The following is a 19,680-nucleotide window of genomic DNA, read 5'->3' as shown; positions in this document are numbered from 1 at the left end:
TCCCCCGCTATGCACTCCGAATTTGCCCAGATTCCGCTCGACCGCCTGCGCTACGGCCTGGTGTGGGAAGGCACCGCGACACTGTACGCGGCCCTCGATTTGCAGCCCGACGACCACGCGCTCATCATCACCTCGGCGGGCTGCAACGCGCTTAATGCGCTGCTAGCCGGCCCGGCGCGCGTCACGGCCATCGACCTGAACCCGGTGCAAAACCACCTGCTGCGCCTCAAGCTGCACGCCATTGCCCACCACCCGCCGGCCGTACTGCGCGGCCTGCTGGGCCTGGATGGACCAGCCACCGTGGCCGTCTCTGGGGCGGCGCTGCAAACTACCCTACCCCCCGCCGAGGCCGCAACGCTGGCCGAGTGCCTGCGCCAGCACCCGCGCGGCCTGCTGCTGGCCGGGCAGCTCGAAGGCTACGTCACAAGCTTCGTGCCCAGCCTGCCGGCCGAGTGGCAGCACCGCCTGCGCGGCCTACTGGCCTGTGAATCAATTCGGCAGCAGCAGGCATACTTCGCGGGTGAGCTGGACCAGCCGGCGTTTCGGCGAGCATTTATTGCTTATTTCGACGCGGCTAATTTGAGCCGGGGGCGCGACCCGCGCCTGTTTCGCTACGCCGCCGACGCGGGCGGGGCCACCTTCTACGAGCGGCTGCGGCACCACCTGGGCCGGCAATTGGCCCGTGATAATTTCTTCCTGCGTTTCTTTTTCTTCGGCCCCGAGGGCCTGCCCGAATACCTCCTACCCCCCTGCTACCAGGCGGCCCGCCACGCCACCCTGCGCGCCCGCCTGCCCCGGCTGCGGCTGCGCACGGGCGAGGCCACGGAGTTTCTGCTGTCGGCGGCGGGGCAAAGCGTGAGTAAGGCAAGCTTATCCAATATTTTTGAATACGTGAGCCCCGCCGAGTTTGCGCGGGTGAGCGCGGCGCTGGCGGCCCGCCCGGCCCCGGCCCGGCCCCTGCGCGCCGTGTTCTGGAACCTGCTGCAAGCCCAGGCTCCCTTGCACACGGCCGCTGTGCCGCTGCTGGCCGCCACCTCAGCCCACCTCAGCACGCGCGATGCCTGCTTCTATTTTGGCGGCGTGCGGGTGCTGGACTACCCCGCGCCGGTTGGGGAGGAGAGTGAAATTGGGCAGCGAAGTGCCTTGGCTGGGGAGTTTGCCTAGCGCTAGAATCGCCTGTCATTGCGAGCACAGCGAAGCAATGACAAACGGTTTTGCCTTAACTCTAAATTCTCAATTCCCTACCCCTATGCTTACGCCCGCCTTCACCCAAAAGCTACTGCGCCAACACGCCCCCGCCCAGGCCGCCGAGGTGCGGGCCGTGCGCCCGCGCGCGCTCGACAGCTCGGCCAGCATTCTGGCCAACCTCACGGCGGGGCGCACGGCCCAGCCGGTGGGGCTTTTTGGGCTCGATGCGGAGCTGCGCACGGCCGGCACCGGCTGGCGCACCGAGCGGCTGGTGCTCAAGGCCAAGCCGCCGGGCCGGGCCATCTGCCAGATGCTCACGGGCCTGGCCCAGGCCTGCGGCGGCGAGCTGGCCGAAGTGTATCCAACCTTTGAGCTGCGCACCGGCTTCGCCGATACGCACTGGCGTGAGCTGGCCGTGTACGCGCCGCCCGCCCCCGGCGCGGCCCCCGCGCCACTGCTGCCCACCGTGTGGGCCACCCACGCCGACGAGCCCGCCGCGCGCTACCTGCTGCTGCTCGAAGACCTCAGCCAGCACGAGCTGCTGAATTCGGCCCCGCGTCCCGACCGCTGGACCGATGCCCACCTACGCGCCGCCCTGCGCCAGCTCGCCGCCTGGCACGCCCGGCACCTGGTGCCCGCCGCGGCCGCGCCGCCCGCCGGCCCCGCGCCGTGGCCCGAGCTGCTGCCCCTCTGGGAAGCGCTGCTGGCGAATGCCGCGACGCGGCTGCCGACGCTCTACCCCCCGGCGCGGGTGCGGCAGCTGCGCGGGCTGCTGGGCACGGCCGCCACCGATTGGGCCACCGTGCAGCAGCTTCCCAAAACGCTCATTCACAACGACCTGAACCCGCGCAACACCTGCTTCGAGCGGCGGCCCGACGGCGCGTTGCGCTTCGTGGCCTACGACTGGGAGCTGGCCACCTGGCACCTGCCCCAGTACGACGTGGTGGAGCTGCTGAGCTTCGTGCTGCGGCCCGCCCGCTACCAGCAGCGCGCCGCCTACCTGGAGCTTTACCGCCAGGAGCTGGACGCGCTGACTGGCCAGTTTGCCGACCGCGCCGCCTTCGCCGAAGGCTACCGGCTGGCGGCCCTGGAATTTGGCCTGCACCGGCTGGGGCTCTACGGCATGGCGCATTCGCTCAGCCCCTACCCCTTTTTACCGGGGGTTATCGATAGCTATTTTGATGGGTTGGCAGCGTGAATCGAGACTTACGCAACGTCAGCCAAGTAGCGCGAACTTTCCAGTTCGCGCGCGAGCGAAGCGAGCAACCTCGTTCGCGCCGCGCGGCCCCGGCTGCTCGCTTTGCTCGCGCACGAACTGGAAAGTTCGCGCTACTTTCCAGCCGCCCGATTGGCCATAAAATTACCTGAACCAAGTGCTAAACGTCCTGCTCAAACAGCGCGTAGTGCGCCGTTTCGACGGGCAGGCCATCGGTGAAGCGCAGGGAAAGATTATCGGCCCGCATGAGGCAGAAAATAACGTCGTCGTAGTGCGCCAGGAAGCTGCGCATGGCGTAGGCGGCCAGTTGCGCCTGCAAGCCCTGGCCCCGAAAATCGGGGTGCACGCCCACGGTTTTGGCCAGCAGCGTGCGCGGCGCGGGTAGCTGCGGGTAGTGCTGCGCAAAATTCGGGACTGTGATGAAAGGCAGGTTTAAGGGCTGATAATTGGGCTGGCAGAGGCTGAGTGCCGCCAGCCGCCCGCTGGCCCGGTGCCGAAACAGCACCGACGAATGCGGGCACAGCCCGGCCGCGTACTCCGCGTTATAAAGCAAATCGAACTGCGCCCGGCTCACGGCGCGGTAGGCAGGGTTCTGGCCGAAAACCTGCTGGATAAGCCCAAAAATCTCATCTCGTAAGCTCTGCCACACACTGGCATTCAGCGGGATAAACTCGAAGGGCGAATCGGCCAGCTGGGCCAGCGCGGCGGCCTGCTGCCGGTACACGGCGGGCACGGCGGCGGCCCGCAGGCGGCGGCTCTCGAAGGTGAGCGCGGGCCGAAAGCCGACCTCGGCCAGCAGCCGGGGGTAGTAGGGTGGGTTCACCGGCTCGCGGTCGAACTGCCCCCACGAGGGCACCGCGCCCAGCCGCAGCCGGTAGCGAAAATAAGTACTGAAGTGCAGCGGCCCCCGCACCCGGCTAAAGCCGCGCGCCGCCGCCTCTTGCCGCAGCATGTCAAAGGCTAACTTATTGATTTCTACTTCGTCCTTCGTTTCCCAAAAGCCAAAGTAGGCCGTGTCGTCCGTCGCGTCTTTGGGGAAAATACCCACCAAGCGCACCGTGCGGAAGTCATCGGAGTAGACTACGATATCGTGCGTAGCGGCCATCTGGCGGCACAGCTGCTCGGCCTGGTGCTCCGCTTCGGGATAGTAGGGCTGGCCCGCGTAGAGCTGCCGGGGCAGCTCGAAAAAGCCGTTGGGTAGTTGGGCGGCGTATTGCCAGCGATTTAGCATAATTATATTTAGTTAAATCCTTTTGTCATTGCGAGCGAAGCGTGGCAATCTTTCCTTCAGGCCTCGGGGACGTTTGCAGGCGATTAAGAAAGATTGCCGCGCTTCGCTCGCAATGACAACCGGCTTCAAATATTATCCTACCCCTCCACCACCGCCACCTCGCCGGTGCGGCCATCGAGCGCCACCACCTGCCCCGTTTGGAGCCGCTGCGTGAGGCCGGGAATGTTGATAATAGTCGGAATACCCAACTCGCGCAGCAGAATAACCGAGTGCGAGAGCGCCGAGCCGCGCTCGATGAGCACCGCCCGGCACCCCGGAAAGAGCGCCGCCCAGCCGGGGTCGGTGCGCAGGGCGGCCACAATGCGGCCGCGCACGGCCCCCACATCAGCCAGCGCGGGGTCGGTGATAACGACGACCTCGCCGCGCACTTCGCCGGGGTAGCAGCCGGTGCCGCGCAGATGGCCCTCGGCGGGCGGCGCGGTTTCGGGGGCGGCGGGGCGGGCGGGGTGTAGCAGCCGGCCGGGCGGGGCGGGCGCGGCGCGGTGGGCGGCAAACTCGGCCTGCCGGGCGGCCACCAGCGCGGGCCATTCGGGACCGCCGGCCAGGGCCGCGCGCACTTCAGTTTCGGTGAGAAAAAACACGTCGAGGGGCGCGGCCAGGGTGCCGGCTTCGGCCAGGCGCTGGCCCAGGGCGCGGTAGGCCGCCCGGTACATGCCGAAGAGCCGGGTGCGGGCCAGTCGCAGCTCCTCGCGCCGGGCCACGGCCTGCCGCAGCGTAGCCAGCGCCGCCCAGGTGCGCCGGGCGGCGCGGTGGCTGCGCCCGGCCAGTAGGGCGGTTAGCTCGGCCGCGGCGGCGGCGGCCAGCGCCCCGGCCGGGGCTGGCGGCGGGGCCGGCGCGGCTTCGTCGGGCGCGGCCAGGTAATTTTGCAAGTACTTGTACACCAGCAGCTCATCGGTACGCATAGTTTCTGTTTCGAGCTTCAACTCGCCGATGGTGCGGTCACCGTATTGGGCGATATAATGCTGCACTTGCTGGTGCAGGGCGGGGGCCAGGCGGGCCACGTGGGCGGGCAGGCGGGGGGTAGGGGCGCGCAGGTGGGGCAGAAGGGCCGGGTAATCGCGGCGCGCCAAGTCGGCCAGCTCGCGCAGGGCCAGAGCGGGGCGCAGGCTGGCCAGCGGGGCTTCGGCGGTCGGCGCGCTGCCGCTGAGGTAGCGGCTCAGCCACTCCTCGGGGTCGGTGGGCAGGCCGGCCTGGCGCAGGCGGCGCACGGCCGCGCCGTTGGCCATCATCACCCGGAAGTCGTTGATAATGGGGGTCGTCCAGCGGTTGAGCAGGGCATTGTCGAGGCGGTCTATAGCGGCCAGCAGCGCGGCGGGGGGTAGGGCCGCCAGCGGCTGCTGGTAGAAGTGCCGGTACTCCTGCTCCACGTGCTGCCCGAAGGCCGCCGCCCGGCGCGGCAGCTGCCCAAATGCCCACAGCAGCCGGCCCAGGTTGGCAGCAAGCCGGGGCAGCAGCGCCAGCCGCTGGCGCGGGGTTTTGCGCTGGTCGCGCACGAACTCGACGGGCTCCAGCACGCCCATCATGCGCTCCATATCGGCCTTGCTCTGGCTAAAATTGGGCAGCAGTTGCAGGCCCCGGTACCAGTTGTTCAGGTTATAATAAATGCGCCCTTGCTGCAAAGCCAGTAGGTTGGTAATCACGGGCTCGTGGGCGGCGATGGTGGCGGCGGGCAGGCCCAGCGCCACCATCGTTTGGCGGTACACGGTGGCGTAGGCGCGCTGCGCGAAGCTGAAGGTGAGGGGCGTGGTAACGCCGCAGTAGCTTTCCTGAATATTGGCATTATCATACACCACCACTTCGGGCACCGCCTGGGTGAGTGGCCGGGCCTGCACCAGCCAGAGGCGGCCCGCTGCATCCTGGGCAAACTCTACGTCCTGCGGCTGGCCCAGCGCGGCTTCGAGCTGCTGGCTGAGGCGGTGCAGCTCGGCCAGGGCATCGGGGCTGAGCAAGGGGGTAGGGATGGTGGGCGCAGCAGCTACGGGGGGGTAGGCAACCGAGGTACTGGCGTCAGCACCAAGGCTGCGCGACAACAAACTTCCTTCGCCATTTAACCCTATTAACGCAGTAGCAGTCAGCGCTGGGTCTTCACCTTCCGGCTCTTCTTCTGGAATAACCGTGTGCACCAGCACCCCGCTGGCTTTATCCAAATAATACTCCTGCGGTACGCGCTGGCCATTCACCAGCCCCTCGCCCAGCCCGGCCACGGCGTGGATGGCCACCTCCTGCGGGTATTCGGGGAAGGTGCTGAACAGCACGCCCGCCGCCCGCGCCGCCACCTGGCGCTGCACCATCACGGCGGGCCGCGCCGCCAGTGGCAGGCCCAACCGGCGGCGGTAGGCCAGCGCCCGCTCCGAATAGGCGCTGGCCGCCACCCGCGCCACGGCGGCTTGCAGCTCGGGCCAGGTGCTGACGCTCAGCACGCTATCCATCAGGCCCGGAAAGGCGGCTGCCGCGCCGTCCTCATCGGCCACCGACGAGCGCACGGCTACCAACTGGCCCGGAAACCCCCAGGCGGCCAGCACCGGCCGCAGCGCCATTAACGCGTCGGCCGGCAGCTCGAAGGCCGCGAGGCGGGCGCGCCGCTCGGCCAGGCCGGCGGGGGTAGCGGGGCAGTCGGCCAGAACCGGCTCAAACAGCGTGGTGGGCAGCACCACGAACTCGGGCACCGGCAGGCGCAGCGCGCGCAGCCGCAGCAGGCCGGCGGCCTTGCCGCCGTAGTGGCGGGCGGCGGCGGCGGGCACGGCCAGGCCGTGCGGGATGAATAAATAGCTAGTTGCCACGGCTGTAGAGTTCGGCCAGCACGGCCAGGTAAGAGGTCAGCATGACCAGCGAGACTACTTTTTCGGCCTGGCGCAGGCGGGGCTCGCGGGGGTGGCGGGCGGCCGTGGCGTAGAGGGCCAAGCCGGCGGCCAGCAGCAGCACCAGCGCGGCGTAGGTGGCCGGGCGGGCGTACAGCAGCCGCAGCAGCAGGGCCTGCGCCGCGCCGCTGGCCAGCAGCAAGCACACCGTGAGGGCCAGCGCCCGGCCGTAGCCCAGCGCCCGCGAGTACGAATCGACGCCCGCCCGCTCGGCGGCCGGGGCGTGCAGCTTGCGCGCCAGTTCAAAGCTGAAACCACCCAGCAAGCTCAGTAGCAGCAGCGCCCCGAAGGCCCGGCCGAAGACGGGCGCGGCGCTACCCGCGCAGTACAGCCACGTGATAATCAAGGGCATAATGAGCATGTGCGACAGCGCGTAGAGTACCAAGTGCCCACGCAGCCAGCGGCCCACGCCAAACTCGGCGCGCATCAGCAGGCTATAGAGCAGCGCCGCGAGCCACGCCAGCAGCGCGGCCCGGCCACTCACCAGCGACCAGCCCAGCTCCAGGGCCGCACCGGCCCAGGCCAAGCGGCGCAGCTGGGGTAGGGTCACGCGGCCGGTTTGCAGCACCCGGCCGGGGTGCGTAAGCATATCCTGAGCGAAGTCTTTTTCCTCATCGAACACCCGCAGGCGGAAGAAAAACGACACCGTAGCCACCGCGCCCAGCGCGGCCAGCAGCCCGCCGCCCGGCCGCGGCGGGCTACCCACTCCGCCCGCCGCCGCCGCCACGGCCCGCACCGTCAGAAACACCACCCCGAACAGGGCCATGTTGACGGGCGGAAATCGCTCGCGCAGGTAAGCGCCCAAATCCCGGATTTTCATGGGCCGAAGTAACGGCTGCTTACCGAGCTTTCCAGCTAAATTTTTGCCCGCGCGGGACTTTAGTTTCGATTGAGCTTTCAGCATAAATTACTTTTCATCAAGCAATTAAACTCCCTTAAAACTGACTTTAGAGCTTCGCGCCACCGGGCTTGCATCTGGCGCGGGCGGCCCGTATTTCGCAGTCGCTACGGTGGGCCGGGCCGGTACTTTTCCGGTATTTCCTCGCCGCGGGCTTCTACTAATGATAGACTTGCTGCACCGCCTACGCTACCCCCTGCTGGCTGCCCTAGCCCTAGCAATGGCCTTGCTCTGGCCCGGCGTGCGCGCCGCCGTGGCCGTCGACAATAGCCTCAGCATCTGGTTTTTGGAGGGCGACCCGGCCCTGCGTAGCTACCGCGCCTACCAGCAGCGCTTCGGCAACGACGAGGTAGTGGTTATCGTGGTGCGCGACTCGGCCCAAACCCTGCTCACGCCCGCCAACCAGCGCCGGCTGGCCGAGCTGAGTGCGGCGCTGGGCCGGCTGCCCGCGGTGCATTCGGTGCTGGGGCCGGCGGCGGCGCGGCGGCCGGCCGGGGGCCTGGGCGGCACTACCCCCCTGCTGGCGGCCGGCCTCGACAGCGCCGCGCTGCGCCAGGCGCTGGCCCGGCAGCCCACGCTGCGCGACCAGCTTTTCAGCCCCGATTTTCGGACGGCCCGGCTGCTGGTCACGCTCCGCCAACTGCCCGATTTTGACCAGCGGCGCGGGGCCGTGCTGGCGGCGGTGCGGGGGGTAGCGGGCCGGTATTTCGCCCCCGGCCGGGCGGCGTGGCTGGGCGGCGTGGGCGTGGTGTATGCCCGCCTCAATGAGCTGTCGCAGCGCGACTTCGGCTTTTTTCTGGGGGTAGGCTACCTGCTGATGTTTGCGGTGCTGGCGGCGCTGTACCGGCGGGCGGCGTGGGTGCTCTACGCGCTGGGCATCGTGGCCACGGCCACCTACCTCACGCTGGGCGTGTACGGGGCGCTGGGCTACCGCCTCAACCTGCTCACGGTGCTGCTGCCGGTGGTCATCATCCTGCTCGGGCTCATGGATACGCTGCACGTGCTAAACGAGGTGCAGCAGCTGGCCGCCCTACCCCCCGCTGCTGCCGAGGCGGCGCTGCCGCCCGCGCTGCGCCGCCGGCACCTGGCCCTGCACACCCTGCGCGAAATGCTGTTTCCGTGCGCGGCCACCATGCTCACCAACGTGGCCGGGTTTCTGGCCCTGCTCAGCTCACCGATGCCCATTTTGCGCACCTTCGGGCTATTTGCCGGGCTGGGCATTGCCTGCTGTTTAGTGCTCACGTTTTTGCTCGGCGTGTGGCTGCTGCCGTTGGGAAGGTTTGAATTAAAAATTAAAAATGATAAATTAAAAATTGGTCAGGAAGCCGCCGTGACGGACGCAGTTGGCAGCTTACCAGCCCCACGCCCACGCAAGCCTAGCATTTTTAATTTATCATTTTTAATTTTTAATTCAAGTTCAAACTCCAACCTAACCGCCCGCACCGGGGCGGCGCTGGGGCGGCTCTACGGCTGGGTGCTAGGCCACCGGAAATCGTTATCGTTGGTTTCGCTGGGGCTGGTAGGCTTCTTCGCGGCGGGCCTGCCCCGGCTGCGGGCCGATACCTACACCCTGGGCTACCTGCCCGCCCGCGACCCGGTAGTGCTGGAGCACCAAGCCATTACGCGCTACTGGGGCCCCTACCTGCCGCTGGAACTGCTGGTGCATCCCGGCTCCGGCCGGGCGCTGAACGGCCCCGAAGTGGTGCAGGCCAGCCAGCACCTGGCCGACTCGCTGGCCCGGCTGCCAGGCCTGGGCCGGGTGTTTGGCCTGCCCACCCTCTACCGGGCGGGACTGGAAGCCCGGCTGGGGCCGCGCCGCGCCCTGGCGGCGCTGGGCAGCACGGGCGCGCTGCGCCTCACCCACGAGCGCCTGGCCACTGACTACCCGGAACTGTTGCGCCTGGTGGAAGACAGCGCCGGCCGCACCGGCCGCCTCACGGTGGCCGGCCCCATGCTCTCGGCCCGGCAGCTGAGCCGGCAAATGACCGCCGTGCAGCAACTAGCCCGGCGCGTGCTGGGGCCGGCCGCCACCGTGGAGCCCGCCGGCTACCCGCCGCTCTACGCGGCCATTACGCAGTACGTCACTTCCTCGCAGATTAGCAGCCTGTTGTGGTCGTTTGCGGTGGTGCTGGGGCTGGTGTGGGCACTGGTGCGCAGCCTGCGGCTGGCGCTGCTCACGGTGCTGCCCAATCTGTTTCCGGTGCTGGTGGTGCTGGGCTACATGGGCTGGGCGGGCATCGCCCTCGACACGGCCACGGCCAGCATCGCGGCCATCGTGCTGAGTCTGAGCGTGGACGACACGGTGCATTTTATTCATCACTACCGACGGCAGCGGCAGCAGCTGGGGCCGGCCGCGGCGCGGCTGGCTACCATCACGCACGTGGGACCGGCCATCGTGCTCACGGGGGCTATTCTGTTCAGCGGCTACGCTTTCATGACGCTGGGCTCGCTGAAAACGGTGCAGCTTTTTGGGCTGTTGACGGCGATTTCCATCGTGGGGGCGATGTTTGGTGAGCTGATTATTTTTCCACTTTTACTGGCCAGGTTTGATAGGGAAGCGGAAGCGGTTTAGTATAGGGCTTACGCAAAAGACGGTTGTCATTGCGAGCGAAGCGCGGCAATGACAACCGTCTTTTGCGTAAGCCTCAAACAAGTGCTACCCCTCCACTCCTCCCTGGTAGTCCCGAATCGAAATCAGGGGTAGGTAATCGCTTAGCCCGCTGGGTTTTTCAAAAACGTGGATGAACAGAATGGCCTCCTCGCCGCGGCTGCGCCACACCTCGGCGTAGAAGCTGCCCACGGCGAACAGGCGCAGCTCGCAGCCGTCTTCGTGGCGCTCGGCCAGGGGCTGGCCATGCCGGGCGAGGTGCTCGGCTTGCAGGCGCTGGTGCAGGTTTTTGAAGGCGGAAAACGTCATGGGGCTACCCCGAAGATACGACAACGGCTACAACGGCCGGGCTTATCATAGCGGTAGGTTTGGGCCTTGGCGGCGCACCTTTGCGGGCATGAAGTCGCTTCGCTTTCCGCACCCGCTGGTGCTGCTGACCCTGTTTATCATCCTGGCCGCGGGCTTGAGCTACGTGCTGCCGGCCGGGCAGTTTGCGCGACGCCTCAACGCCGCTACCGGCCGCGAGGTGGTGGTGCCGGGCTCGTACCACCGGGTGCCGCCTACCCCCGTGGGGCTGCTCGACGTGGCCGTGGCCGTGCCCAAGGGCCTGGCGGCGGCGGGCGCGGTGGTATTCATGATTTTTCTGGCCGGTGGGGCCTTCACGGTAGTGGACCAGACGGGCGCGCTGCGCTTCGGCGTGGATTGGCTGTTGCACCACGCGCGAGGCCGCGAAGTGGCCGTCATTCCAGTGGTAGCCCTCTTGTTTGCTACAATGGGCGCGCTCGAAAACATGGGCGAGGAGATAATCGCCCTCGTGCCGGTGCTGCTGGTGCTGATGCGGCGGCTCGGCTACCCGGCGCTCACGGCTATTGCGGCCAGCCTGGGCGCGGCGGTGGTGGGCGCGGCCTTCAGCCCCATCAATCCGTTTCAGGTGGGCATTGCGCAGCAATTGGCACAGCTGCCGCTGCTGTCGGCGGCGGGCTACCGGGTGGTGTTTCTGGTGGTGGCGCTGGGCATCTGGACGGCGGGCACCCTGCGCCACGCTATCCGCTACCGCGTGGCCCCCGACGTAAGCGCGCAGGACCAGGCCGCCGACGCCACCAGGGCGGGCCGGCACGGGCTGGTGCTTCTGCTGCTGCTGGTGGCGTTCAGCGCATTTGCTTTTGGGGTGGTGCGCCTGGGGTGGGATTTTGACCAGATGTCGGCCTTGTTCTTTATGCTGGGGGTAGGGGCCGGGCTGGTGGGTGGGCTGGGCCTCACGGGCACGGCCGAGGGCTTCGTGGCGGGCTTCCGCGATATCGCGTTTTCGGCCATTCTGGTGGGGTTCGCGCGGGCCATTTTCGTGGTGCTGGAGCAGGGGCACATTGTCGATACCATTGTGCGGGGGCTGGCCGCGCCGCTGGCGCACCTGCCGGTGGCCTTCGCCGCGCTGGGCATGATGGGCGCGCAGGTGGCCCTGCACCTGCCCGTGCCCAGTGTGAGCGGCCAGGCCGTGCTCACTATGCCGCTGCTGGTGCCGCTCTCCGACCTCATCGGCCTGCCCCGGCAGGTAACGGTGCTGGCCTACCAGTACGGCGCGGGCCTCACCGACCTGCTCACGCCCACCAACGGCGCGCTCATGGCCATGCTGGCCGCCACCGGCGTGCGCTACGACCAGTGGCTGCGCTTCGCCGGGCCGCTCTACGGGATGGTGCTGGCGCTGGGCGCGGTGAGCGTGCTGCTGGGTATCTGGCTGGGATTAAACTAACCGGGGGATTCTGTTGAGCAGCAAAAAAAGCCTGCTATGGCGGGCTTCGGGAAGGAGCATCAAGTGTTGCTCATTTAAATTTACAAAAAACTTTTTCGCATGAAATTTCGCTACCACGCTGCTTTATTGGCGCTTGGCACCGCGCCGCTGCTCGGCCGGGCTCAACAGTTGGCCGCTCCCCTTGCCGAAGACACCGTGGGCCACCTGAGCGACGGCTTCGGCCAACCAGTGAACCGCTTTTACCTCGGCACGCTCACCAAAACCGATGGCACCCAGATTCGTGCCTACATGCCCTATAGCCGCTCGGGCTATGAGAACCGCATTGACTACTATGCCCCGCCGCTTTCCATCGATAATCAGTTGCGGCATCGGCATGCCGTTAAAGTAAAGGATATCCAATCTATCGCCGTACACGGCCGCACCTTCGAGGCTATTACCATCGGCACCAAGAAAGCCGACGTGCTGGCGCTGCACCTCTTCGACGGGCCCATCACCCTATCCACTTATTCCGAGCCTCGGGCTATTTCCATTCCGTTGGCATTGGGAGCGTTCGGGGGCCCTTCGCTGCTATTTGGCATTCCCGTTTCTGACAAAAGCCACTGGTATCTGTACCGCAACGGCGTATGGACGGAAATCCGCCGTGCCGCCTTCGCCGCCACCATGAGCGCCTATCTGTTCGACAACCCTGAGTTGGCCGCCAAAGTAGCCCGGCAGGAGCCTAACTACCTGCACCAGAACACGCCAGTTATCATTGCCGAGTATAACCAAGCCAAAGTGGCGGGCGGTAAATAGACAGATTCACCCCGCTACCCGCTCTTTACAAGGCTGTTACGCCTATGCCCATGCGTGTACTATTGCCGGGCAGTGTCGTGCCTAGCCCCAGTGTCCGTGGCTGAAAAACGCAGCGAGGCTGTGATGATGAGTTTCTACGCCAGGGGCTACTCAAGCTCAACCACCCGCCAGAAATTATTTGAACCTAAGCCCTTTCCATCTTCGCCCCATGCCTACTCCCGAACTCGACCCGCTCCGCTACCCCGTGGGCCGGCCCGTGCTACCCACCGCCCCGCTCACGCCCGCCGAGCGGGCGAGCTACTTGCGCCAATTGGCCGAACTACCCGCCCAGCTCACGGCGGCGGCGCGGCAGGTAGGCGGCGAGCGCCTGCAGCTGCCCTACCGGCCCGGCGGCTGGACCGGCCGCCAGGTTATCCACCACGTAGCCGATACGCACCTCAACCTATACTCCCGCTTTCGGCTGGCCCTTACGGAGGATAATCCGACCGTGCGGCCGTTTGACGAAGCGGCCTGGGCCGAACTGCCCGACGTGGCCATCACGCCCATCGAGGTATCGCTGAGCTTACTGAGTAGCCTGCATACGCGCTGGGTGAGCCTGCTCCAGCAACTCACCCCCGACCAGTGGCAGCGCACTTTTTACCACCCGCGCTACGACACTACCCTCACTCTGGACCAGGCTTTAGTGCAATACGCCTGGCACGGCCAGCACCACCTGGCGCATCTGTTAGGGCTGCGCGAGCAGTAGCGCGAACTTTCCAGCTCGTGCATGAGCATTGCGAGCAGGCGGCACCACCCGGCGTGAACAGTGATGCTCGCTGCGTTCGCGCACGAGCTGGAAAGTTCGCGCTACTCTCTCGGCTACTTTTTGCCCCCGCGCACCATACTGTTGCTTTTGCCGTAGCGGCGTAGGCTCCGTTCGGCTTCGGGGTTGAGGCGGGCGGCTTTTTCGAGGTCGCGGCGGGCCTCCTTCACGCGGTCGTAGCTGGAGTAGCTGATGCCGCGGTATTCCAGGGCATCGGCGTAGAGCGAGTCGATGGCCAGGGCGCGGGTGAAGTCCGACACGGCGGCCTTGTACTGGTACATCTGCATCTTGGCCACACCCCGGCCGAAGAAGGCTTCCTTATCATCGGGCCGAAACTTGACGGCCCCGCTAAAGTCAGTGGAGGCGGCTTTATACTCCTTCAGCATCAGCTCGTTCACGCCTTTGTTGTAATACACGTCGGGGTTGCCGCGCATGGCGCGCAGGGCGGCCACGTAGTCGGGTTTGGCCTCCTGGTATTTTTTGAGATTGGAGTACGCCTTGGCGCGCTCCAGGCGGGCGCGGGCGTCGCGGGGCTTGGTTTTGAGCACCAGGTTGGCGCGGGCCAGCTGGTAGCGGTAGTCGGCAGCAGTGAGCTTGCGCTCGGCGGCGCGCTCGGCGCTAGCGGCGCTAGTCGAGAGCGCGTTCGGGTCGGCCGTGGCCGTCGCGGCTTCGGCCGAGGGTGCGTCGAGGGCTTCGGCCGCACCGGGGGGGGTAGGGGCCGTAGCGGCGGCCGGGTCGGGCATAGGCAGGGCGGTCGGGCCGGTGGCCTCGGCGGCCGGCGTGGCGGCCGAGGGCGCGCTCCGCAGCACATCGGCCGACGAGCCGGCCGTGGGGCGGTCGGTTTCGGTGGTAGTGGCGCAGCCAGTGGCCAGGGCGAGCAGGGCCAGGGCCGCGGGCAAATAAGCAGTAGCGCGTAGGTTCATCAGAAAGGAGGGGGTAGGGAAAGTCAGGGCCCGCAAACCGCGAGCCGCGCGCCTTCTACGGAAAAGCTCAGCCAGGGTGGCGGCCCGCCGCGCCCGCCGCCAAAATCGGGCCGAACCAGGGGCCCGGCAACGGGGTTATCTTTGCCCGGCCGGCCCGGCCGGCGGTTATTTCCCTCTTTTAATCCTCCGTACAACTTAACCTCATGGCATTGCAATTTGACCTGGTAGTAATTGGTTCAGGGCCTGGTGGCTACGTGGCCGCCATCCGCGCCGCGCAGCTGGGGCTGAAAGTGGGCGTAATCGAGCGCGAAAGCCTCGGTGGCATCTGCCTCAACTGGGGCTGCATCCCCACCAAAGCCCTGCTCAAAACCGCCCAGGTATACGAATACCTCCAGCACGCCCAGGACTATGGCCTGACGGTGAAGGAGGTGGGCTTCGACTTCGAGGCCGTTATCAAGCGCAGCCGGGGGGTAGCCGACGGCATGAGCAAGGGCATCAATTTCTTGTTTAAGAAGAATAAGATTGAAGCCGTGATGGGCACCGGCAAGCTGCTGGCCCCCGGCCAGGTAGAAGTGACCCGCGCCGACGGCACCACCGAAACCGTAACGGCCAAGAGCATCATCCTGGCCACCGGCGCGCGCGCCCGCCAGCTCCCCAACCTGCCGATTGACGACCAGAAAATCATCGGCTACCGCAAAGCCATGACCCCCGACAGCCTGCCCAAAAGCATGGTTATTGTGGGTTCCGGGGCCATCGGCGTCGAGTTCGCCTACTTCTACCGTGCAATGGGCACCGAGGTAACCATCGTGGAGTACTTGCCGCGCATCGTGCCGGTGGAGGACGAGGAGGTATCACGCCAGATGGAGAAATCCTATAAGAAGCTGGGTATCAACATCCTCACTAATGCCGAAGTGACCAAAGTGGATACCAGCGGCGCGGGCTGTAACGTGTTCATCAAAACGGCTAAGGGCGAACAGCAAATTGCCTGCGACGTGGTGCTGAGCGCCGTGGGCGTGCAAACCAACCTCGAAAACCTGGGCCTCGAAGCGCTGGGCATCAAGACGGAAAAGGGCCGCATCGTGGTCGATAATTTCTACCAGACCAACGTGCCCGGCATCTTCGCCATCGGCGACATCGTGCCCGGCCCGGCGCTGGCCCACGTGGCCTCGGCCGAGGGCATTATCTGCGTCGAGAAAATCACGGGTCACCACCCCGAGCCGCTTAATTACCAGAATATTCCCGGTTGCACTTACGCCCAGCCCGAAATCGCCAGCGTGGGCTATACCGAGGCCGAGGCCAGGGCTAAAGGCTACGACGTGCGGGTGGGCAAATTCCCGTTCTCGGCCTCCGGCAAAGCCGCCGCGGCCGGCGTAAAGGACGGCTTCGTGAAAGTCATCTTCGACAAGAAATATGGCGAGTGGCTGGGTGCCCACATGATTGGGGCCAACGTGACGGAGATGATTGCCGAGGTCGTGGTGGCCCGCAAGCTCGAAACCACCGGCCACGAAATTATTAAATCCGTGCACCCCCACCCCACCATGAGCGAAGCCATTATGGAAGCGACGGCTGCCGCCTATGATGAGGTAATTCACTTATAAAATGTTATAATATTTCGGGAAAAGCCAGATTGCTCAGCAGTCTGGCTTTTTTTGTGCCTTATGTTTGACAGCTTTTTATACACCCCTTGTTCATTTTATGAAAAAACGACTTACCCGCTCATTAGCAACTTTTCTGGTGGGCTGCACGCTGCTAGGTAGTGGTTGCGCGGCTTCGTTTACGCCCATGCGGCCCGAGCGCATGGCCACCTATCAGTCGTCGTCGGCAATAGGGGCCCCGGTTCAGTTTGCCTACCAGTACGATGCGCTGCGGATGCGCGGGCGCAATAAAAAATACGCCAAGAAAGCGCAGAAGCACGGCTACCAGGTAATAGCCGTGCGGGTTACCAACAACACCAGCGCGGAGCTGAACTTCTCGCGCGATGCCGTGCTCTACTGCGGCAACCATCCCGTGACGCCGGTTCTGTCCTCGCTGGCCGCCAATGATATGAAGCAGGGCGTATTTATCTACCTGCTCTACGTGTTGCTCAACTTCAACATCGGGGGCACTACTACCTATAACTCTTACACCGGCCAGCAGACCACTACCGGCGGCACTTTTCTACCCACCGGCCCCTTCATTGCCGGCGGCAACATGCTGGGCGCGTCGCTGGCAAATAAGAACTTCCGCAACGAGCTCGAACAGTACGACCTGACTAATCGCAATATTCGGCCCGGCGAAACGGTATACGGCCTGATAAGCCTGCGCGAACAGAACGTGGCCCCGCTCCGGCTGGAGCTGCGCACCGTGGCCGCCGCCCCAGCGCCCGCCGAGCCGGCCCCTACCCTACCCCCCGCCACCAGCCCTGACCCACGCTAGCTTCGGCCCCTACCCCACTTAAAAAGAGGAGGACCCCGCTTATGGCGGGGTCCTCCTCTTTTTAAGCGAAAAACCACTGGCTAATCAGCAGCAGCTAGCAAGAAGCTATTGCTTGGCTACAATATTGAAAGCCAGCGTAAACTCGTCGTAGATGGCTTTATCGCCGATACTGTCAAAGAAGGTTTTCGAGCCGTATTTCAGGCCGAACTTGGTGCGGTCGATGGTCACTTTGCCGGTGGCGGCGGCTACCCCATTCTTCACACCTACCTTGGCCGGGAAGCTGATTTGCTGCGTCACGCCCTTGATGGTCATCTCGCCGGTAATGGTCGAGTTATCAGCATCGGCCGCCGCGCCCGCGATGGGCTTGATGCTGGTGATTTTGAAGGTCGAAGTGGGGTATTTCTCCGCGCCGAAGAAATCGTCGCTGCTCATGTGACCCACAAATTTGGCGTGGTTTTCCGGGTCGGTAATATCGAAGCTGTTTAGGAAGTAGGCGGGGCAATTTTGCGCAGTAGTAGTACGGTAAAGGCTAGCCAGTGCAGAGCCAGCCAGTTTTGCAAGCTGGTTTCGTAGCGCACAAGCAGGGCCTTAAAGCCGTCGAGCCAGGCGTTGAGGCGTTCAATGACCAGGCGGCGGCGGTAGAGTTCCGGGTCCAGGGGGGTGTCGTCATCGGTCTGCCAGTCGGCTGAGCGCCGGTTGCGTGGGATGTTGGCTTCGATGCCGCGCCGCGCACAGGCTTGGCGCAAGCTACTGACATCAAAGGCTTTGTCGGCATTCAAAAACAAGCCTTCCAAGCGCAGCTCGGCGGCTTCGAGTAAGTCGCACAACTCGGCAAACACCCGTTCCAACTCGAACGTATCGTGCTGGTTACCGGCCTGGGGCGTGGCCACAGCCAGCGGCAGGCCCTGGTTGTCGGCCAGGAACAGGGCGTTGGTGGTGCGGCCCGCCTTGCGGCCTTGGTAGCCGATAGCGGCCCCGCCATTCTTGGCCAGCGTATGGCTGCCATCGAGTTGGACGCTGGATAAGTCGAGGCGGCGTCGATGCAGGCGCAAGCTGGTGAGCCACAGATTTTTCCAGGCTCCTTGCTTGCCCCAGGCGTTAAAGTGGTAGTACACCCCCTGCCAGCTTAATGGCGGCCCCGTGAACAGGCTTCTGACGGGCAGCCACCGCCACTGGCAGCCAGTTTTGAGCTTGTAGCAGATGGCTCCAACGACCTCGGCCGGGTCAGCAGCCGGCCGCCGGCCACCCGTGCGGGTGGGCAAATGAGGCAGTATCCAGCGGATAATCATATCTTTGGTCAGGACTTCCATGAAGGAGAGAAAGGAGATGGGTCGCACCTCAAATTTCTCGCTTTTGTGGGAGTTTTTGCGTTTTGCTCGCCGCTACCTCCTTCCTAAACAGGTTCATCAGTAGCTTTCATGGTTTTCATGTCCACGGTCACCGTGCCGCCCACTACTTTGCCGCCATCTACCTGCAAGTCGCCGCCGCTAAACTGCATGGTGCCGTTGTGGCCGTGGGTCACGGCTTTGCCCTCCCAACCCAGGGTGCTGAGCTGCGGCTGAAGCTTATACACGACGATAGCCTTGGCGGCTACGGCGGCCGGGGCTTTGTGAGCGAAAGTGGCCGGAGCACCGAACAGGGCAGCGCCGAACAGGGCGGGTAGCAAAAACTTTTTCATGATTAAAAAAAGAAAAAAGGATGTTTGAGAAAAAAAGCTGCCGGGCGGGCAGCCTGACGGGCGGGGCTAGCCCCGGATTTTATCGAGTAAGGTGCTGAGTTGGCGCATCTCAGCCTCGCTGAGCTGGTTGAAGCCGTTGCGGCTGGGGTCGGTCAGGCCCTCGTCGTCAATCTGGCGCAGCAGGCGCAGGCCCGCTTCCGTGATGCGGATATCGACGGCACGACGGTTGGCGGGGCATACGAGACGGGTCACCAGCTTCTTTTCTTCGAGCTTATCCACAATGCGCGAGGCATTGCTGTTTTTGTCCAGCATTCGCTCGATGAGCAGCGCCACGGTGGCGGGTAGCGGGTGCTGGCCGCGCAGAATGCGCAGCACGTTAAATTGCGGCATCGTCAGGCCATACGGCTTAAACACCGCCGCATACCGGTTTGATAGCCAGCCCGCCGTGAATAGCACGTTGAGGTAGGCCTTATGAGCTTCGCTGTGGAAAATAGGCTGCTTGATTTCGTCTTCGAGGCGCACGGGGAAAGCTGATTGATGGTACAAATTTAGTGTTACTACATTAAATGTAGCAACATTATTCAAGCTTTTTTACAATTTTTTTAGCAGTGCGTAAAAGTATGCGTATTTGTAGCAGAGCTTTGCCGGCCTTCTACTTCTTTCCCGCTCTTAACTATGCGCATTCCTTATTCCCTGGCTGCTTTTTTATTCGGGGCCGGCTTCTGGCTGATTCCTCACCCAGGCGCGGCCCAATCGGGCGGCGTGCCCGTGCATCCCGGCCGCACTACCCAGTACGTGTTTCGCCACGGCGAAGTGATGGAGCGCGTGGGCCGGCAGCTCACGCCACTCACGCAGAATATTCGCCTGCCCAACGGCACAAAAATCAACGTTCGCAGCGGCATTGTGGAGTTTCCGGGGGGTAAGGTAACGAGCCTGCACGAAGAAGACTACCTCAACGCGGAGGGCGGCATCGTGTTCGCCACCCCGGCCAGCGCCGCCGCCGCACGCGGCGACAACTCGGTAGCTCTCAACGAGAAATACAATAAATACGTGCAGGTAGGGGCCGCTCCCACTGCCGTGCTGGGCAGCGCAGCCACCGACCGCGAAGCGCTGCTAACGCGCGAGGTGGAGCTGCTTCAGCGTAAAGTGACGCTGCTTCAGCAAACGCACCCTAACCCGCCCGCCACCGAGGAGGTGGACAAGCAGTTGCAAGAGCTAGATGCGAAGCTTAAAACTCTTCGCTAGGTTTCGGATTGCTGATTCC

General features: G+C 64.8%; 18 protein-coding genes. 9 read left to right on the top strand and 9 right to left on the bottom strand.

Annotation, left to right across the window (positions count from 1 at the left end):
- Window positions 1-9 precede the first annotated feature (9 nt).
- Window positions 10-1,164, top strand: coding sequence for a DUF3419 family protein (locus LC531_RS04545; RefSeq protein ID WP_223649132.1), 1,155 nt, complete (start codon window positions 10-12; stop codon window positions 1,162-1,164).
- An 85-nt stretch (window positions 1,165-1,249) separates the two neighbouring features.
- The gene (locus tag LC531_RS04540) at window positions 1,250-2,386 is read left to right on the top strand and encodes a phosphotransferase (RefSeq protein WP_223649131.1); all 1,137 of its coding nucleotides are present in this window, start codon (window positions 1,250-1,252) and stop codon (window positions 2,384-2,386) included.
- A gap of 178 nt (window positions 2,387-2,564) precedes the next feature.
- Here the strand turns inward: LC531_RS04540 and LC531_RS04535 are convergent, their stop codons facing one another.
- The 3 genes from LC531_RS04535 to LC531_RS04515 form a co-directional block, all read right to left on the bottom strand.
- Window positions 2,565-3,635, bottom strand: coding sequence for a GNAT family N-acetyltransferase (locus LC531_RS04535; protein WP_223649130.1), 1,071 nt, complete (start codon window positions 3,633-3,635; stop codon window positions 2,565-2,567).
- A 137-nt stretch (window positions 3,636-3,772) separates the two neighbouring features.
- The gene (locus tag LC531_RS22625; RefSeq protein ID WP_332874850.1) at window positions 3,773-6,475 is read right to left on the bottom strand and encodes a PEP/pyruvate-binding domain-containing protein; all 2,703 of its coding nucleotides are present in this window, start codon (window positions 6,473-6,475) and stop codon (window positions 3,773-3,775) included.
- Complete coding sequence (locus LC531_RS04515; RefSeq protein ID WP_223649129.1) at window positions 6,465-7,373, bottom strand: UbiA prenyltransferase family protein; 909 nt, start codon at window positions 7,371-7,373, stop codon at window positions 6,465-6,467. Before LC531_RS04515 ends, LC531_RS22625 begins: the two co-directional genes overlap by 11 nt.
- Before the next feature lie 241 nt (window positions 7,374-7,614).
- Here LC531_RS04515 and LC531_RS04510 point away from each other — a divergent pair, with 241 nt between their 5' ends.
- On the top strand, window positions 7,615-10,023 hold the full coding sequence (locus tag LC531_RS04510) for an efflux RND transporter permease subunit (protein ID WP_223649128.1): 2,409 nt from the start codon (window positions 7,615-7,617) through the stop codon (window positions 10,021-10,023).
- Between the two features lie 84 nt (window positions 10,024-10,107).
- Here the strand turns inward: LC531_RS04510 and LC531_RS04505 are convergent, their stop codons facing one another.
- Window positions 10,108-10,368, bottom strand: a complete 261-nt coding sequence (locus LC531_RS04505; protein ID WP_223649127.1) for a hypothetical protein — start codon at window positions 10,366-10,368, stop codon at window positions 10,108-10,110.
- A gap of 88 nt (window positions 10,369-10,456) precedes the next feature.
- Here LC531_RS04505 and LC531_RS04500 point away from each other — a divergent pair, with 88 nt between their 5' ends.
- The 3 genes from LC531_RS04500 (at window position 10,457) to LC531_RS04490 (ending at window position 13,343) form a co-directional block, all read left to right on the top strand.
- Window positions 10,457-11,806: a YfcC family protein gene (locus LC531_RS04500; RefSeq protein ID WP_223649126.1), complete on the top strand. Its 1,350-nt coding sequence runs from the start codon at window positions 10,457-10,459 to the stop codon at window positions 11,804-11,806.
- Window positions 11,807-11,905: 99 nt separating this feature from the next.
- Window positions 11,906-12,598: a hypothetical protein gene (locus tag LC531_RS04495; protein ID WP_223649125.1), complete on the top strand. Its 693-nt coding sequence runs from the start codon at window positions 11,906-11,908 to the stop codon at window positions 12,596-12,598.
- A 208-nt stretch (window positions 12,599-12,806) separates the two neighbouring features.
- Window positions 12,807-13,343, top strand: coding sequence for a YfiT family bacillithiol transferase (locus tag LC531_RS04490; protein ID WP_223649124.1), 537 nt, complete (start codon window positions 12,807-12,809; stop codon window positions 13,341-13,343).
- Window positions 13,344-13,456: 113 nt separating this feature from the next.
- Here LC531_RS04490 and LC531_RS04485 read toward each other — a convergent pair whose 3' ends face one another.
- Window positions 13,457-14,323, bottom strand: a complete 867-nt coding sequence (locus LC531_RS04485; protein WP_262903257.1) for a tetratricopeptide repeat protein — start codon at window positions 14,321-14,323, stop codon at window positions 13,457-13,459.
- A 203-nt stretch (window positions 14,324-14,526) separates the two neighbouring features.
- On the opposite strand from LC531_RS04485, the gene lpdA reads away from it, so the two are divergent.
- Together lpdA and LC531_RS04475 are read left to right on the top strand one after the other, a co-directional pair.
- Window positions 14,527-15,921 carry a dihydrolipoyl dehydrogenase gene (gene lpdA, locus LC531_RS04480; protein WP_223649123.1) on the top strand — a complete coding sequence of 465 codons (1,395 nt, stop codon included), beginning with the start codon at window positions 14,527-14,529 and terminating at the stop codon, window positions 15,919-15,921.
- Between the two features lie 97 nt (window positions 15,922-16,018).
- Window positions 16,019-16,738, top strand: a complete 720-nt coding sequence (locus LC531_RS04475; RefSeq protein ID WP_223649122.1) for a hypothetical protein — start codon at window positions 16,019-16,021, stop codon at window positions 16,736-16,738.
- 105 nt (window positions 16,739-16,843) lie between these two features.
- Here LC531_RS04475 and LC531_RS04470 read toward each other — a convergent pair whose 3' ends face one another.
- The 4 genes from LC531_RS04470 to LC531_RS04455 all read right to left on the bottom strand — a co-directional run bounded on the left by LC531_RS04470 (window position 16,844) and on the right by LC531_RS04455 (window position 18,938).
- Entirely contained in the window at window positions 16,844-17,209 is a 366-nt protein-coding gene (locus tag LC531_RS04470) for a YceI family protein (protein ID WP_223653855.1), read from the bottom strand.
- Between the two features lie 11 nt (window positions 17,210-17,220).
- Complete coding sequence (locus tag LC531_RS04465; RefSeq protein WP_223648922.1) at window positions 17,221-18,048, bottom strand: IS5 family transposase; 828 nt, start codon at window positions 18,046-18,048, stop codon at window positions 17,221-17,223.
- A gap of 83 nt (window positions 18,049-18,131) precedes the next feature.
- On the bottom strand, window positions 18,132-18,416 hold the full coding sequence (locus LC531_RS04460; protein WP_223649121.1) for a hypothetical protein: 285 nt from the start codon (window positions 18,414-18,416) through the stop codon (window positions 18,132-18,134).
- A 66-nt stretch (window positions 18,417-18,482) separates the two neighbouring features.
- Complete coding sequence (locus LC531_RS04455) at window positions 18,483-18,938, bottom strand: MarR family winged helix-turn-helix transcriptional regulator (protein ID WP_223649120.1); 456 nt, start codon at window positions 18,936-18,938, stop codon at window positions 18,483-18,485.
- A 153-nt stretch (window positions 18,939-19,091) separates the two neighbouring features.
- On the opposite strand from LC531_RS04455, the gene LC531_RS04450 reads away from it, so the two are divergent.
- Window positions 19,092-19,661, top strand: coding sequence for a DUF6799 domain-containing protein (locus LC531_RS04450; protein WP_223649119.1), 570 nt, complete (start codon window positions 19,092-19,094; stop codon window positions 19,659-19,661).
- Window positions 19,662-19,680 lie beyond the last annotated feature (19 nt).

The sequence above is a fragment of the Hymenobacter psoromatis genome (genome assembly GCF_020012125.1).
GTDB lineage: Bacteria > Bacteroidota > Bacteroidia > Cytophagales > Hymenobacteraceae > Hymenobacter > Hymenobacter psoromatis.
Note: the sequence above shows the minus strand (reverse complement) of the source record. Positions and strands in the feature narration are given on the sequence as shown.

Excerpts from the sequence above, each read along its gene's own strand:
- LC531_RS04545 (WP_223649132.1), top strand. The coding sequence starts at position 10 with ATGCACTCCGAATTTGCCCAGATTCCGCTCGACCGCCTGCGCTACGGC.
- LC531_RS04500 (WP_223649126.1), top strand. The coding sequence starts at position 10,457 with ATGAAGTCGCTTCGCTTTCCGCACCCGCTGGTGCTGCTGACCCTGTTT.
- LC531_RS04465 (WP_223648922.1), bottom strand. The coding sequence starts at position 18,048 with ATGGAAGTCCTGACCAAAGATATGATTATCCGCTGGATACTGCCTCAT.
- LC531_RS04495 (WP_223649125.1), top strand. The coding sequence starts at position 11,906 with ATGAAATTTCGCTACCACGCTGCTTTATTGGCGCTTGGCACCGCGCCG.
- LC531_RS04535 (WP_223649130.1), bottom strand. The coding sequence starts at position 3,635 with ATGCTAAATCGCTGGCAATACGCCGCCCAACTACCCAACGGCTTTTTC.
- LC531_RS04505 (WP_223649127.1), bottom strand. The coding sequence starts at position 10,368 with ATGACGTTTTCCGCCTTCAAAAACCTGCACCAGCGCCTGCAAGCCGAG.
- LC531_RS04475 (WP_223649122.1), top strand. The coding sequence starts at position 16,019 with ATGAAAAAACGACTTACCCGCTCATTAGCAACTTTTCTGGTGGGCTGC.
- LC531_RS04540 (WP_223649131.1), top strand. The coding sequence starts at position 1,250 with ATGCTTACGCCCGCCTTCACCCAAAAGCTACTGCGCCAACACGCCCCC.
- LC531_RS04485 (WP_262903257.1), bottom strand. The coding sequence starts at position 14,323 with ATGAACCTACGCGCTACTGCTTATTTGCCCGCGGCCCTGGCCCTGCTC.
- LC531_RS04515 (WP_223649129.1), bottom strand. The coding sequence starts at position 7,373 with ATGAAAATCCGGGATTTGGGCGCTTACCTGCGCGAGCGATTTCCGCCC.
- LC531_RS04510 (WP_223649128.1), top strand. The coding sequence starts at position 7,615 with ATGATAGACTTGCTGCACCGCCTACGCTACCCCCTGCTGGCTGCCCTA.
- LC531_RS04460 (WP_223649121.1), bottom strand. The coding sequence starts at position 18,416 with ATGAAAAAGTTTTTGCTACCCGCCCTGTTCGGCGCTGCCCTGTTCGGT.
- lpdA (WP_223649123.1), top strand. The coding sequence starts at position 14,527 with ATGGCATTGCAATTTGACCTGGTAGTAATTGGTTCAGGGCCTGGTGGC.
- LC531_RS04450 (WP_223649119.1), top strand. The coding sequence starts at position 19,092 with ATGCGCATTCCTTATTCCCTGGCTGCTTTTTTATTCGGGGCCGGCTTC.
- LC531_RS04490 (WP_223649124.1), top strand. The coding sequence starts at position 12,807 with ATGCCTACTCCCGAACTCGACCCGCTCCGCTACCCCGTGGGCCGGCCC.